The sequence below is a fragment of the Ideonella azotifigens genome (assembly GCF_021043325.1).
Lineage (GTDB): Bacteria > Pseudomonadota > Gammaproteobacteria > Burkholderiales > Burkholderiaceae_C > Ideonella > Ideonella azotifigens.
Window position 1 is genome coordinate 104,950 of record NZ_JAJNKD010000003.1, and the last position, 14,667, is coordinate 119,616.

Annotated in this window: 13 protein-coding genes and 1 pseudogene; 11 read left to right on the forward strand and 3 right to left on the reverse strand. The window is 67.6% G+C overall.

Features of this window, described 5'->3' with window-relative positions:
- Positions 1-135 precede the first annotated feature (135 nt).
- The 4 genes from LRH25_RS08585 (at position 136) to LRH25_RS08600 (ending at position 4,448) form a co-directional block, all read left to right on the forward strand.
- Positions 136-1,251, forward strand: a complete 1,116-nt coding sequence (locus tag LRH25_RS08585; RefSeq protein ID WP_141289866.1) for a S41 family peptidase — start codon at positions 136-138, stop codon at positions 1,249-1,251.
- A gap of 597 nt (positions 1,252-1,848) precedes the next feature.
- Positions 1,849-2,448, forward strand: a complete 600-nt coding sequence (locus tag LRH25_RS08590; RefSeq protein ID WP_141289865.1) for a TetR/AcrR family transcriptional regulator — start codon at positions 1,849-1,851, stop codon at positions 2,446-2,448.
- Between the two features lie 4 nt (positions 2,449-2,452).
- Positions 2,453-3,214, forward strand: coding sequence for a Rossmann-fold NAD(P)-binding domain-containing protein (locus tag LRH25_RS08595; RefSeq protein ID WP_231010894.1), 762 nt, complete (start codon positions 2,453-2,455; stop codon positions 3,212-3,214).
- The gene (locus tag LRH25_RS08600) at positions 3,207-4,448 is read left to right on the forward strand and encodes an MBL fold metallo-hydrolase (protein ID WP_231010896.1); all 1,242 of its coding nucleotides are present in this window, start codon (positions 3,207-3,209) and stop codon (positions 4,446-4,448) included. The genes LRH25_RS08595 and LRH25_RS08600 overlap by 8 nt, the downstream gene beginning before the upstream one ends.
- Positions 4,449-4,451: 3 nt before the next feature.
- Here LRH25_RS08600 and LRH25_RS08605 read toward each other — a convergent pair whose 3' ends face one another.
- Positions 4,452-5,363, reverse strand: coding sequence for a LysR family transcriptional regulator (locus tag LRH25_RS08605; protein WP_231010897.1), 912 nt, complete (start codon positions 5,361-5,363; stop codon positions 4,452-4,454).
- A 94-nt stretch (positions 5,364-5,457) separates the two neighbouring features.
- On the opposite strand from LRH25_RS08605, the gene LRH25_RS08610 reads away from it, so the two are divergent.
- Complete coding sequence (locus tag LRH25_RS08610; protein ID WP_141290028.1) at positions 5,458-6,447, forward strand: MBL fold metallo-hydrolase; 990 nt, start codon at positions 5,458-5,460, stop codon at positions 6,445-6,447.
- Between the two features lie 200 nt (positions 6,448-6,647).
- On the opposite strand, the gene LRH25_RS08615 is transcribed toward LRH25_RS08610, so the two are convergent.
- Entirely contained in the window at positions 6,648-7,574 is a 927-nt protein-coding gene (locus tag LRH25_RS08615; protein ID WP_141290029.1) for a LysR family transcriptional regulator, read from the reverse strand.
- A gap of 152 nt (positions 7,575-7,726) precedes the next feature.
- Here LRH25_RS08615 and LRH25_RS08620 point away from each other — a divergent pair, with 152 nt between their 5' ends.
- The 3 genes and pseudogenes from LRH25_RS08620 to LRH25_RS08630 all read left to right on the forward strand — a co-directional run bounded on the left by LRH25_RS08620 (position 7,727) and on the right by LRH25_RS08630 (position 10,239).
- Positions 7,727-8,758 (forward strand): alpha/beta fold hydrolase, encoded by a 1,032-nt coding sequence (locus LRH25_RS08620; RefSeq protein WP_141290030.1) that lies wholly within the window; start codon positions 7,727-7,729, stop codon positions 8,756-8,758.
- Positions 8,759-8,796: 38 nt separating this feature from the next.
- Positions 8,797-9,072 (forward strand): annotated as a pseudogene (locus LRH25_RS08625) (Ohr family peroxiredoxin); the annotation flags it as partial.
- 60 nt (positions 9,073-9,132) lie between these two features.
- Positions 9,133-10,239: a thioredoxin family protein gene (locus LRH25_RS08630; RefSeq protein ID WP_231010899.1), complete on the forward strand. Its 1,107-nt coding sequence runs from the start codon at positions 9,133-9,135 to the stop codon at positions 10,237-10,239.
- On the opposite strand, the gene LRH25_RS08635 is transcribed toward LRH25_RS08630, so the two are convergent.
- The gene (locus LRH25_RS08635) at positions 10,226-10,996 is read right to left on the reverse strand and encodes a S1 family peptidase (protein WP_231010901.1); all 771 of its coding nucleotides are present in this window, start codon (positions 10,994-10,996) and stop codon (positions 10,226-10,228) included. The genes LRH25_RS08630 and LRH25_RS08635 overlap by 14 nt on opposite strands.
- A 166-nt stretch (positions 10,997-11,162) precedes the next feature.
- On the opposite strand from LRH25_RS08635, the gene LRH25_RS08640 reads away from it, so the two are divergent.
- From LRH25_RS08640 to LRH25_RS33035, 3 genes are all read left to right on the forward strand, one after another.
- Positions 11,163-11,414, forward strand: a complete 252-nt coding sequence (locus LRH25_RS08640; RefSeq protein WP_141287835.1) for a DUF1488 family protein — start codon at positions 11,163-11,165, stop codon at positions 11,412-11,414.
- Positions 11,415-11,594: 180 nt separating this feature from the next.
- Positions 11,595-12,293, forward strand: a complete 699-nt coding sequence (locus tag LRH25_RS08645; protein ID WP_141287834.1) for a response regulator transcription factor — start codon at positions 11,595-11,597, stop codon at positions 12,291-12,293.
- Between the two features lie 58 nt (positions 12,294-12,351).
- Positions 12,352-14,655 (forward strand): sensor histidine kinase, encoded by a 2,304-nt coding sequence (locus LRH25_RS33035; protein WP_141287833.1) that lies wholly within the window; start codon positions 12,352-12,354, stop codon positions 14,653-14,655.
- The last annotated feature ends 12 nt before the right edge of the window (positions 14,656-14,667 follow it).

The following is a 14,667-nucleotide window of genomic DNA, read 5'->3' on the forward strand; positions in this document are numbered from 1 at the left end:
CAGCGCCATTTCAAGCCAAAGATGGCCGCAGCCGTGGACGTCGTACGCCCGCGAGCGGACCGCAGCAAGGGCGGGCCGCCCGCCAGTACGAGCATCGGGTGCTCAACCGCCTGAGCTCCCAACCTTCATATCCACATGATCAAAACTCCGCGCTCCGGATTTCTTCTCTGCGTGATCTTTTGGATCGTTGCGCTCATGTCGCAAAGTTACGCGCATGCGGAAAGCACCCCATCTGCCGACGACAAAGTTGATGCAGCAAGTCGCGTCCAGATTGTAAATTCCCTCGCCGACAAAATGCGCGATCTTTACGTGTTCCCTGATATTGGAGAGCAAACGGCAATTGCACTGAAAAAGAAGCTCAATGATGGCGGCTACGATTCGGTGAAATATGCAGTAGGGCTTTCGACCCTATTGACCACTGATGTGCAAGCGATTTGCAATGACCTTCACCTTCATGTAGGGTACGGGGAAACTCTGCCGATCGACTCTGATATTGACAATTCAACGCAAGCCGAAAAAGACGCCTTCACAAGAAAACAAATCGAGGCCTTTGGTTCCGCGTTTGCTACCGTTGAAAGGCTTTCGGGAAACATTGCTTACCTTGACGTACATCAATTTTCTCCCCCAAATTACTCCAAGCAGGCAATCGCGGTCGCAATGGCTCAGGTGGCTGACAGCGCCGTGTTGATCGTGGATCTGCGAAATAACCACGGTGGCGACCCCGATACGGTAGCTTTGCTTTCCAGCTACCTCTTTGATAAGCGAACGCACCTCACCGATCTTTATTGGCGTGACGGTGCACGCACGCAACAGTTTTGGACAGATGAAAATGTATTCGGACCCAAATTCGGGCAGCTTAAGCCTGTGTTTGTCCTGACGAGCAGACGCACATTTTCTGCCGCCGAAGCATTCAGCTACAATCTGAAGATACTCAAGCGCGCGACAATTGTTGGAGAGGCCACGGGCGGCGGGGCCAATCCAGGCGATATTGTTCGCCTAAAGGGTAATTTTTCTGCATTTATCCCTACTGGCCGAGCAGTCAATCCCATAACCAATACGAATTGGGAAGGCACGGGTGTGACGCCGGATGTATTCGCTTCGTACCAAACTGCCCTTCTGGTTGCGCAAAAACTTGCAGTGCAAACATTGATTGCCGCCGAGAAAGATCAGCAAAGGTTACTGGAATTGCGTGGTAGATCGAACGAATTGGATGCACAACTTCTATCAGCTAAAGAAACCGCGGGAAAGTAGTTCAATAGCGTACAAGCATGAATTGGCGGTCTCAAGTCTGAAGTAGACCCCTTGCCAACCGGTAAGGTATGAGGATGACGGAGATATCGACATCCATAGCCTGAAGACCTGGTGACGCTGGTTGCGTTGCGGCAGCAGGGCCGAAGTCTTCGCGAAGTTGCCGCGGTGCTTGGCCGTAATCCGGCCAGCAGAGAAACTCGGGCGCAACGCGTCTCCGGGCGGCCTATGCGTCGAGCCTGGTGCAGTGCGCGAGCGTCGGCAGTCCGCCAGGCCGGCTAACAAGCTGGATGCTGACGGCCCGCTCTGGCCGGGAGTCACGCACGCACATGCTCGGCTGGCTTTTGTCGCCGCAGCAAATCGCGAGGACAGCCGGCGCCTGTCCTCGGCCCACTGCGACTGGCTCACAGCAGCGTTGCAACCAAAGGCGTACCGCCCGTAGCGGTTGGTCGGTTCGTAGGCGGACAGGCCCGTTGCATCCAACAGAGCTCCCAACGCTGCACGCGACCGCAACTCATCAAGTAAAGCCCATGCGGATTGACCGGCCATTCGGTGATGAATATGATTGAGTAATCACTCAACTAAATATTGCCGATTGCCATGGCTCGCCCCCGCAGCGAAGACAAGCGCAACGCCATCCTGCAGGCCGCCATTGCCGAGTTCGCGGCGCGCGGCGTGTGGCACACACCGACCTCGGCCATCTCCAAGGCGGCCGGCGTGGCCGAGGGCACGCTGTTCACCTACTTCGCCAGCAAGGACGAGCTGGTCAACGCGCTGTACCGGCAGCTCAAGGGTGAGCTGGCCGAGCGCATGCTGGCCGGCCATCCGGCCGGCGAGGGCGTGGCCACCGTGAAGGCCGGCTTCGGCCATGTCTTCAAGACCTACGTGCACTGGGGTGCGGCCAACCCGGCGCGCTTCAAGGTGATGACGCAGCTCAAGCACTCGGACCGGGTCACGGCCGAGAGCCGCGCCGCCGGCATGGCCGCGTTTGGGCCTTTGGGCGACGCGGCGCAACAGGCCATCGCGCAGGGCGTGCTGCGTCCGTTGCCGTTCGACTTCCTGTGCGCGCTGCTGGGCGGCATGGCCGAAGCGACGATGGGTTTTGTCGCCACCGCGAAGCCGGGCGACCCGGACCATGCGGAAGCGGCTTTCGAAGTCTTCTGGCGCGGCATCGTGATGCCTGCTGGTTCTGGAGCGTGAAACGATGCGATTGCTGATCATCGGCGCCACCGGCATGGTGGGCCAGGCGGTGCTGCGTGAGGCCTTGCTGGCCGCCGACGTGACCCAGGTGCACACACTGGGCCGCTCGCCAGCGGGCACCGCGCCGTGGGCCCGCACGCCGAACGCTGCCAAGCTGCGCGAGCACCTGCAGCCGGACCTGTTCGCGCTGTTCGGCGTGGGCGCGCCAGATGGCGAAGCGGTGCTGCCCGAGCCGCTGGCGGCCGAGCTGCGCGAGGTCGACGCCTGCTGCTTCTGCCTGGGCGTGTCGGCCGCCGGGCTGGACGAGGCGGCTTACGCCCGTTTCAACCATGACCTGCCGCTGGCCGCGGCGCGTGCGCTGCAGGTGCTGAACCCGGCGATGACCTTCCTGTACGTCTCGGGAGCTGGGACGGACACGACCGAGCGAGGCCGCTCGATGTGGGCGCGTGTGAAGGGCCGCACCGAAAACGCACTGCTGCGCGTTGGCTTCCGTGCCGTCTACCTGCTGCGACCGGGCGTCATCGTGCCGCTGGATGGCATCCACTCCAAGACCGGCTTCTACGACTGGTTCTATCGCCTCACCGGGCCCTTGCTGTGGTTGGCGCGGCATGCCTTGCCCGGCCAGGTCCTGGACACCCGCCGCCTGGGCCGCGCGATGCTGGTGCTGGCATCCCAAGGTGCTTCGAAGCCGGTGCTGGAGTCGCCAGATTTGCAGGCGCTGTCGCTGCTGCGGCCGGCCACTTCGGGAGGTGCAAGCCGTGGTTGAACGCAGCGCACCGAAGCGTCGGCTCTGGCGCTGGCTGCTGCTCGCCGTGGCGGGCACCGTCGTTGGCACCGTGGCGGGCCTGAGCGGCTGCGCCACGCTGGACCACTGGGGCACGCCGCACGACGAAGCGGCCCAGGCCGACGCGCGCAAGGCCGAGTCCCCGCAGTGGCATGACGGCGAGTTCCACAACCCGCAGCCGATGTGGAACAACACGCTCAAGGCGCTGACCGGCGTGCTGTTCAACCAGACCCCGGCCCGCGCGCCCGAGTCGCCCGTGCCGGTGCTGGCCAGTGACGGCGCCGCGCTGGCCCAGCCGCCGGCCACCGGCCTGCGCGTGACCTGGTTCGGCCATTCGTCCACGCTGCTGGAGATCGACGGCCAAAAGGTGTTGCTGGACCCGATCTGGAGCCAGCGCCCATCGCCCGTCAGCTGGGCCGGGCCGCAGCGCTGGTTCACACCGCCCATCGCGCTGGACAAGCTGCCGCGCATTGATGCGGTACTGGTTTCGCACGACCACTACGACCACCTGGACGCGCCGACCATCCAGGCGCTGAACGCGCGCCCCGAGCCGCCGCGCTTCATCGTGCCGCTGGGCATTGGCGAGCGGCTGCGCCTGTGGGGCGTGCCGGCCGGGCGCATCACCGAGCTGGACTGGTGGCAGGCCACCGCGCTGGGCCAGTTGCAGGTCACGGCCACACCGGCCCGCCATGCCTCGGGCCGCTTGAACCCGCGCAGCAATCACACGCTGTGGGCCGGCTACGCCTTCGTCGGTCCGCAGCACAAGGCCTGGTATTCGGGCGACACGGGGCTGCACGACACGCTGCGCGAGATCGGCCAACGCCTGGGCCCGTTCGACCTGACGCTGATCGAGTCCGGCCAGTACGACGCCGACTGGCCCGACTGGCACCTGGGCCCCGAGCAGGCCGTGCTGGCCAACCAGTGGGTGGGCGGCAAGGTGATGATGCCGGTGCACTGGGGTCTATTCGCGCTGGCCAACCACGGCTGGACCGAGCCGGCCGAGCGCGTGCTGGCCGCGGCGCGCTGCAACGGCACGCAGGTGCTGACGCCGCGCCCCGGCGAAACCGTGCAGCCCACGCTGGCCGGCGGCCCCGGCCACACGCCGTGGTGGCCCCAACAGCCTTGGCGCGACGCGGCCGAAAAGCCGGTGCGTGCCACCCAGACCGGCGACCCGGCGCAGCGCATGCCGCAGCTGGATTGCAAGCCCGGCGCTTGAGCGTCAGGTGCCGGGCACTGCTTCCACGAAGCGCTTGCGCAGCCAGCTCAAGCCCGGGTCCTGCTGGGCCCGCGGGTGCCAGGCCATGGCCAGGTTGAAGCGCGGCATCTCGAAGGGCAGATCCAGCACGTCGACGATGGCCGCGTAGCGCTGCAACAGCTGGCTGGGCAGCGTGGCCACGCAGTCGGTCTGCGCCAGCACCAGCGCCACCTGGTTGTAGCTGGGCACGGTGACGGCCACCTGGCGTTGGCGCGACAGCGTGGCCAGCACGTCGTCGGTCGGGCTGTGGAAATCCGCCTTCTGCGAGACGATGACGTGCGGCAGCCGGCAGTATTCGTCCAGCGTGGCTGGCTGCAGCCCGCGTGGGTGCTGCTTGCGCTGCGCCATCTGGAAGCCGTCGCTCATCAGGAAGCGGGCCTTCAGCGTGTCGGGCACCTTGCCCGAGTCGCCAAGGAACAGGTCCGCCTCGCCGCGCGCCATGCGGGCCACCAGCGTGCCGCCGTCGTCGGCCGGGATCACCGCCAGGCGCAGCGCCGGGTTCTGCTGCCGGACCACCGCGGCCATCACCGTCAGGCCGATGATGGTGAACACGCTGTCGTTGGCCGCCACGACAAAGGTGCGGCGCGAGGTGCTGGGGTCGAAGGCCGGCTCGCTGGCCACTGCGTCGCGCAGCATCGCCAACGCCTCGCCCAGCCGCGGCTTCAGCTCCAGCGCGCGTTCGGTCGGCACCATGCCGCGGCCGGTTTCCGAGGGCACCAGCAGCGGGTCGCCAAACGCCTCGCGCAGCCGCGCCAACTGGCCTGAGAGTGCCGACTGGCTGATGTTCAGCCGCCTGGCGGCGCGCGTCACGTTCAGCTCCGCCAGCAGTGCGTCCAGCGAAATCAGCAGCGGGAGCTCGGAGCGTTTGATATCCATATTGCCGATGCCTCGTATCGGAATAAGTCACTCACCATTGTGAATGGCGATGGGTAACCTGACGGACGTTCCCACTTCTTTCCGCCAGGTTTCCATGAACAAGACTTCTGCCATCCGTTCCGCTGCCTTTGTGCTGAGCACGCTCGTGGCCGCCGGCTTCACGTCTCTTGCCGCCGCTGCCGAGCCGGCCAGCACCGCCGTCACGCAACACGCACAGACCGGCCTTTACCGCTACCAGCTGGGCGACTTCGAGATCACCGTGCTGTCCGACGGCTCGGTGCCGCAGGACCTGCATGCGCTGCTCAAGGGTGGCAGCCAGCCTGAGGTGGACGGGCTGCTGGCCCGTTCCTTCCTCGCCAGCCCGGTCGAGGCCTCCATCAATGCCTTCCTGATCGACACCGGCTCGCGTCTGGTGCTGGTGGACGTGGGCGCCGGCGACTTCTTCGGCCCGGGCTACGGCGGCAAGCTGCTGGGCCGCCTGCGCGCTGCAGGCAAGTCCCCGGCCGACATCACCGACATCCTGCTGACCCATGTGCACACCGACCACAGCGGCGGCCTGGTGCACGAGGGCAAGGCGGTGTTCCCGAAGGCTGCGCTGCACGTGGGCCAGCCGGACGTGGACTTTTTCCTCGCGCCGGCCCACCAGCAAGGCGTGGGCGGCTACGACAAGGCCTATTTCGCGCAGGCCACCGCGGCGCTCACGCCCTACAAGGCCTCGGGCCAGCTGCAACCGTTCAGCGGCGTGACGACGCTGCTGCCTGGCATCACCGCGATTCCCACGCCAGGCCACACACCGGGCCATGCCTTCTACCGGGTGGAAGGCCGCGGCCAGGCCATCACCTTCATCGGCGACGTGGTGCACGTGCAGGCGGTGCAGTTCCCGCAACCGGCCATCACCATCACCTACGACGTGGACCAGCCGGCCGCCGCGCAGCAGCGCCAGGCCCAGTTCGAGAAGCTGGCCAGCGACCGCGCGCTGGTCGCTGCCCCGCACCTGCCGTTCCCCGGCCTGGGCCATGTGCGCCAGGAGAAAACCGGCTTCAGCTTTGTGCCGGTGGACCATCACGACCGGGACGGCCAGTGAGGGCGCTATTCAGGTGCCTTTTCGCGAGTGTCACCTGGGCTTGACCGGCACGCACAGCTCGCAGAGGAAGGCGCCCTCGTGCGCTTCGGCTTCCGCGCGGTCCGGGCTGGGGGCAGGGTAGGCCTCGGAGCAAAGCCGGGTCATGTCCATCTGCCACTCGGCGCTGCCGTCCACCCAGTGGGAGAGCGCCTGGACACCATTCAGCGAGGACTGGTGCCGGGATCGGCCGCGAACATCCTCATCAACAGCCAGTCCAGCAGCTCGTTGGCCGCAGCCACCAGTGGGCGGCCGGCGCGCACCAGGAGCTTGGCTTGCGCGTTGCGGAACATGGCGTGGTCGACGGGCAGGGCGACCAGTTCGCCGGACTCGATCTCGCGCTGCGCGGCGAACTCGCCGATCAGCGTCAGGAAGTGGCCGCTGGCGGCCATGCGCTTCAGCGCGGTCAGCGAGTTGGTGGTCAGCGTGGGGCGGATCGCGATGCTTTCGGTGAAGGCCAGCATTTCGATGAGCTTGCCGACGCCAAAGCTGGCCGGCATCAGCGCCAGCGGATGGGCCAGCAGATCCTGCAGGTTGGCCGGGCCACCGCGCCGGGCCAGCGGGTGCTGTGGGTGCACCACCAGCATGACCGGCTGGGCCGAGCTGGCGCGCGTGGTGATGTGCTCGTGCGGCGGCGGGTTGTAGGCCAGGCCGATGTGGGCCCGGCCCTCGGCCACCTCGGCCTGCAGGTCGTCCATCGACAGCATTTCGACCTCGATCTCCAGCTTCGGGTAGCGGGCACAAAAGTCGGTCAGCACCTCGGCCACCAGCAGGTCCACATAACCCTCGCTGATGACCACCCGCACACGGCCCAGCTGCAGCCCCTGAATGGCCTGCAGCCGGTCTTCCAGCCGCTCCTGGTGCGAGCGGTAGCCGCGCCAGAAATCCAGCAGGTGGGCCGCCGCCTCGGTGGGTTTCACGCCGCGTGCCTCGCGCTCGAACAGCTGCGCTCCCAGCTCGTCTTCCAGCAGGCGGATCTGCCGGGTGATGACCGAGGGCGCGGTGTTCAGGCTGTCGGCCGCGCCGCGTATGGTGCCCTGCGCCATCACCTCGCGGAAATAGCGCAGGCGCTGCTGGTTGATCTCTCGCATCACATGGCTCCCCTGAATGCGTTGCTGGCGGGCGTCGCTTGGTGTTGCTCAACAGGCAACTAAGCGTGATGTTAGTTGCTCTTGATCGCGCGGGGTGGAACGCGGACCATTCGCCCCGTGCCCGCAGTCCCCCGTCTTTGCCAGGAGAGCCCATGTCCCACACCCCGCTTGCTTCCCGCCGCCAGTTCCTCGGCAGCACCGCCATCAGCCTCGGCGCCGCCAGCCTTGGCCTGGCCTGGACCGGTGCTGCCACCGCGCAGAACGCGGCCGGCACGACGGCCGCGTCGTTCGGCCCCATCCGCCAGGTCGAGGCTGGCCTGCTGAACGTGGGTTATGCGGAGCTGGGCCCGGTCGACGGCCCGGTGGTCGTGCTGCTGCACGGCTGGCCGTACGACATCCACAGCTTCGCCGAGGTGGCACCACTGCTGGTGGCCCAGGGCTACCGGGTCATCGTGCCGCACCTGCGCGGCCATGGCAGCACACGCTTCCTGTCGGTGGACAGCTTCCGCAACGGCCAGCAGGCCGCGGTGGCGCTGGACATCATCGCCCTGCTGGACGCGCTGAAGATCCCGCGTGCGCTGTTCGCCGCCTTCGACTGGGGCGCCCGCACGGCGGACATCATCGCGGCACTGTGGCCCGAGCGCTGCGAGGCGCTGGTCTCGGTGAGCGGCTACCTGATCGGCAACCGCGAGGCCAACAAGGCGCCGTTGCCGCCAGCGGCCGAATACGCCTGGTGGTACCAGTTCTACTTCGCCACCGAGCGGGGCCGCCTCGGCTACGAGAAGAACCGCGACGCCTTCGCCCGGCTGATCTGGCAGACGGCCTCGCCCATGTGGCGCTTCGACGACGCGACCTTCGCCCGCAGCGCCGCCTCGCTGGACAACCCGGACCACGTGGCCATCGTGATCCACAACTACCGCTGGCGCCAGGGCCTGGCCGACGGCGAGGCCCGCTACGACGCGCTGGAGCGGCGCCTGGCCACAGGCCCCACCATCGGCGTGCCGACCATCGTGCTGGAAGGCGATGCCAACGGCGCCCCGCATGCCGTGGGCGACGCGGCCTTCCGCCACAAGTTCACCGGCAAGTACCAGTACCGGCTGATCGAAGGCGGCATTGGCCACAACCTGCCGCAGGAGGCGCCGGCCGCCTTTGCACAGGCCGTGCTCGATGTCGCCCGCCTCTGAATGTCCCAACCTTTCTCAAAAGGAATACCTCATGTTAAAGACTGTTCGCCGCTGGCTGGTCGGCTTGCTTCATTGGCGCGATGGGTCACGCCGCGCGCCGCATGAAGGTGGCGCTGCCGGCCGACGTGGCGGTGGCCGCCGAGGTGGACCTGGGCACTGGCGAAGGCGGCTATTTCCTGCAAGCCCGGCTGGCGATCAGCCTGCCCTGCCTGGCGCCCGAGGTGGCCCGTGCGCTGGTTGACGAGGCGCACGCCACCTGCCCGTATTCCAAGGCCACCCGCGGCAACATCGACGTTGCGTTTTCGGTCAACTGACCGGGCCACGGACGCACGAAGCCCTGACGCACTGAAGCACCACTCAAAGGCATGCCGGCCATGAAGCCCACCTCCGTTTCCTCCACCCGCCGCTGGCTGGCCCCCCGCACCGCCGCGGTGCTGCTGGCCACCTGGTTCGCGCTGATGACCGGCCGGTGGGGCATGGCCGGTGGCGACTGGCTGAGCGCCGCGCCCAGCGGGCAGCAGCCGCTGCCGGCGCTGGACGGTGCCACCGCCTGGCTCAACTCGCCGCCGCTGGACGCCCAGGCCCTGCGTGGCAAGGTCGTGCTGGTGGACTTCTGGACCTACTCCTGCATCAACTGCCTGCGCACCTTGCCGTATGTGCGCGCCTGGGCCGAGAAATATGGCTCGTCGGGGCTGGTGGTGATCGGCGCGCACACGCCGGAGTTTGACTTCGAGCGGGCCCTGCCCAACGTGCAGCGCGCGGTGAAGGAGCTGGGCATTGCCTACCCGGTCGCGGTGGACAGCCAGCAGGCGTTGTGGCGCGCCTTCGGCAACCGTGCCTGGCCAGCGTTCTACTTCGTCGATGCGAACGGCAAGATCCGCCACCGCCAGCTCGGCGAAGGCCGCTACGACCAGGCCGAACGCATGATCCAGCAACTGCTGCGCGAGGCCGGCCGCCGCAACGTGCCGGAGGACCTGGTGGCGCCGCAAGGCGAGGGCACGCAGGCGGCCGCCGGGCCGCAGGCACCGGCCTCCGACGAGACCTACCTCGGCGGCGCCCGCGCCGAAGGCTTCGTGGCCACGCTGGGCCAGCTGCGTGCAGGCGGCCGCACGCAGCGCTTCTCGCCCGCGCCACGGCTGAACCTGAACCAGTGGACCCTGGCCGGCAACTGGCGCGTTGGCGAAGAACAGCTGGATGCGCCGCAGGCCGGCGCCCGCATCACCTACCGCTTCAAGGCCCGCGACCTGCACCTGGTGCTCGGCCCCGGCCAGCCCGGCCGCAGCCTGCGCTTCAAGGTCCGCATCGACGGCCAGCCGCCCGGTGCCGACCACGGCAGCGACACCGACGCCGAAGGCAACGGCCGCATCGAAGCCCAACGCCTCTACCAGCTCGTGCGCCAGTCCTCGGACGGTCGCGAACGGGTGTTCGACATCGAGTTCCTGGACGAAGGCGCGCAGGCCTTCGCGTTCACGTTTGGGTGATGGCGCCTGACGCACCCGTGGCTGCGGCTGCTGCCGGTGGCGCGGTGAGCGTGAGCAGGATGTCCGCATACCAGGCGCAGTTCAGGCCCAGCGATTCATCCAGCACCAGGTCGCGTGTGCCCATGTCCATGCGCGAGGCGTGCACGCCCAGCAGCCGCCACGGCAGCGTGGCGCCCAGCGCTGCGTCGCGCATCACCACGGGCGCGCCGCTGGCGCCTCGGTGGGTGCGGGCATCGGTCAGGAAAAAGCCCTGGCCCTGGAAGCGCACGCCAAAGGCCGAGGCCACGCTGGCCTGGCGCACCACCGGCAGGTGATGCAGCGTGTCGTGGAAGCCCAGCGGGAAGCCCACCACCAGCAGCGGCTGGCCGACCTCCACGTCCGGCTGCGTGTGCTGCACGTGCGCTGGCGTGAAGCAGCGCAGCACCGTGCCGGCGGGGAAGGACTCGCGCGGCAGCGGCAGCACCGCCACGTCGATCTCGCCGCCGCCGTCGCTGGCCTGGCGCCACAGGCTGAAGCCCTCGTGGTAGGTGAACAGCGACAGCACCTGCATCGCGCGCAGGTCCACCTCGTCGGTGTGCAGCTCGATCTCGATGCGGTTCGGGTGATGCTTGCTGGCCGCGTCGATGAACACATGCCGGCTGGTCACCAGGAACAGCTGATCCTCGCGCTCGAAGAAAAAACCGGTCGCACCGGTCAGCACCCGGTCGCCGTCGTAGGTGGTGATGCGCGTGGTGCTGAGCAACAAAGGTTCGGTCATCGGCATTTCTCCCGTCTGGGCCGATGATGGCATGGGCCGTGCCCGGTCGCCGTACAGTCGGCGTATGTGTGCCAGCGCACGGACGGCGGCACCGCCGCGGGCAATGCTGCCCTGCGGGGCAAGCAGCGGGTTGCCCGCATACACAAGACATCTCAACGGAGACGCGATGAGCACAGAGGCCTTTTTCCACCTTCCTTCCGGTACGGTGCGCTTCTGGGTGCAGGTGCAGGACACCGAGGTCGGCGCCAGCATCGGCAAGGAAGTGCTGCACTACCGCTACCAGTCCGCCAGCCTGGACGACGACCCGCTGGCCACCTACCTGGCCCATGCCGCCGAGCTGCATGCGGCGGTGCAAAAACGCGTGGCCGGCGGCTCGGTCGAGCCGGTGATGCTGCGCGACGGCGACGTGAGGCGCTGAACCGCGGCCGCGACGCGGCTTTTGATGATTCTTGAACATTCCGCTGAAGGCGCGTGCACGGTCTGGCGTCAAATCAAGGCCAGCGTCTTGTCCAACCTTGATACCGCCATGTGCCTGCCGGCTCCCGTCCATTTCCGTCACGGCAACGACGATCGCGTGTCACGCCATTGCGAGCCGTAAGTGCGCGGCTTTCTGCTTGAGGACGATCCGCAGCACGCGGCCCATTTGATCGATTGCCTGGCTGCCACCGGCATCGAGATTTCGCACTTCTCGACCGCCAGCGCGTTCTTCAAGGGACTGGCCGAGGCCACGCCGCAGATGATCGTGCTGGACTGGTGGCTGCCGGACCTCAACGGCTTCGAGGTGCTGCGCAAGGTGCGGGAACACTTCGGCCTGCGCATTCCCATCGTGATGCTGACCTCGGTCGACAGCGAGGATCTCATCGTCTCCGCGCTCGAGGCGGGTGCCGACGACTTCCTTACCAAGCCGGTGGCACGCCCCATTCTTCGCGCGCGGCTGCAGGCCCTTGCGCGACGCATCACACAGGTGCCTGTGGCCTACCGGGGACGCTTGACCTTCGGATCGTTCTGCCTCGACTATGCGGGTCAGAGCGTGGTGGATGTCGATGCGCCCGAAGAGCGATTCGTCCTGACGCCACGTGAGTTCGACCTGATCTGGCTGCTGATGAACAACCCGGACCGCTTCATCCCGCGTGCTGAGCTGCTCGCCGCGGTTTGGGGCAAGGCCAGCGAGGTCGCCACCCACACCCTGGCCCAACATGTGCATGCGGTTCGCAAGAAGCTGGGGCTGGCGCGGCGCGGGATTCGGCTCGTCGCCGTCTACGGTTCCGGATACCGCCTCGAACTGCCCGCTGGCTGAGCGCCTGGGGCTCGCCTCCCGGTGTTGCCCTCCACCCATGTCCTCGTGAACGGCCCTCGTGAACGCGATTCCCTCCCCGGACGATGAGCCGTCGTCGCTGACACCGCCGGCCACCGATGCCGTGGCGCCGGTGGCCACCGATGAGCTGGTGGCCGCTTGGCAGGCGCGTCTGCAGGCATCGACCGGTGAGGCACGCGCCCGTTTGCTGGTCACGCTTGCATGGCACCTGCGCCAGCGCGATCCTGCGCAGGCTCGGCGTATGGCAGGCGAAGCGCTTTCCCTCGTGAGCATCGCCTCCTCGGAAGCGCCCTCGCTGCTGGGCCGGCTGCAGCTGGTTTTCGGCGAGCAGGCGCTGTTCGCTGCGGCGTTCGAGCCGGCGCGCACGCACGCATTGGCGGCCCGCGATCTGTTTGCCAGCGCTGGTGACATGGCCGGCACCGCGGACATGCACGGCTTGCTGGCTTCGCTGGAGGCCGACCTGGGCCACCACGACAAGCGCGACGCTGCGCTGAACCAGGCGCGTGCCGCGGCGCTGGCAGCCGCTGACCCGCTGCGCCTTGCGATCATCGATGCCGCGATGGCCTACAACGCCGCGGTGGCGGACAACGGGCATGCGGCGAGCGATTGGGCTGCCGCCATCGACCCGCAGTTGACCAGCCGGCGCAGCGTCGTGCTGGTGGCTTGCACCAACGACCTGCGCGCGGTGATGGCATTTCAACGCGGTGAATACGGCCTGGCCATCACCTGGCTGCGCGACCAGCTGGAAGCGGCCCGCGTGTGCGGCATGGTGCGCAAGCAGATCACGACCGCGGCCAACCTGAGCATGGCGTTCTCCATGTTCAACGACCACGGGACAGCTCTGGAGTGGGCCCAGGAGGCGCTGGGCATGGCCAAGGCCTGCGGATGGCCGGTCCTGGTGGGCACTGCGCTGCTGCAGACGGCGCAGGTCCTGGACACCCTGGACAAGCGCTCGACGGCCCAGGCCATGCTGGATGAGTCGCTGGCCGTCCTGAAGCAACTGCCTGGCGCTTATCTGCACCTGGAAGCACTCTCCTTCCAGGGGCGCCTCGCGCTGGCGCGGGGCGACGCGATGGCCGCGCTGCAATGGAGCGACGAACTGGAGCGCCTGTCGCAGAAGCACTATCGCGAGAATTTCCTGTTCGCCGTGTGCCTCGGCCGCGCCCGGGCGTTCATGCTGATGGGGCGGGCACCGGAAGCGGAGCAAGGCGCGCTGGCGGCACTCGAAAGTGCGCAAGCCATGCAATGGCCGCACGCGCAGATCGATGCGCTCGAATTGCTGGCGGGCCTGCACGATCGCTTTGAATTGAGCCCGCCGGTGCCGCTGGCGGCCACGACCGCGCCGCTGCACTACCTGGGACAGGCGCTGGCCGTCGCCGTGGCGATGCCCGACTTCCGGGTGCCCTACCGCCTCTTCGAGCAGTTGGCCGAGCAGCATGCCAAGGTGGGTGAACATGCCTCGGCCTATGCGCGCTCGCTCGACGCGGCAGCCGCCCGGGAGGCGACGCACAGCCGGGAGGTGCGCCATCTCGCCATGGCGGCGCAGTTGCGTCACGAGGCTGAATCGGCCCGGGCCGAACGGGATCATCAACGCCGCATCGCCGACATCGAGGCGGAGCGGGCCCGCTCGCTGCAACAGGCCTTGTCCGAACTGAGCGCCGCTCAGGACGAGCTGATGCAGCGCAATGCAGAGCAGGCGCGGCTGCACGCCGAGCGCGAGGAGACACTGGCCTTCCTGGCCCATGACCTTCGTGCCCCGTTGGTGGCGCTGGGTCCGGCGCTGCAGAGCGTGACGCCGAAGTCCGCAGCGCAACGCGCGGAGCGCCTCGCCGAGCGCGCCCTGGCGATGACGGACCGCTTCCTGGCCGTCGCCCGCCTCAGTCGCCTGCCGATCGCCGACCGGGTGCCGCTGGACCTCGCGTCGCTCGTGGATGCCGCCTGCGAGACCTTCGAGCGCCGTGCGATCGATGAAGGCCGGCGGCTGGAGCTGGACCTGGTTTTCGGCATTGCCATCGTGGGACATCGCGAGACCCTGATGCGTGCGTTCTGCAACCTCGTTGACAACGCACTGAAGTTTTCGCGCGACGGCGGGCGGGTGGACGTCTCGGTGGTCTTCAGCGAGCACCAGGCCGCGATGGTGGTGACCGACGATGGGCCTGGCATGCCCGCTGCCGCACAGCAGGTGCTGCTTCGCACCGGCGGCGAGCGCTCGGTCTTCTCCGGTGGCCGGCTGGGCCTGGCGATCGTCGCGGAGGTGGCCAAGGTGCACGAAGCCCGCGTCGCTGTCGACACCGGGCCGCATGGCACGCGCATCGCGTTCTGGCTGCCGCGCGTCGCGGCCTGAGCCAATTATCAG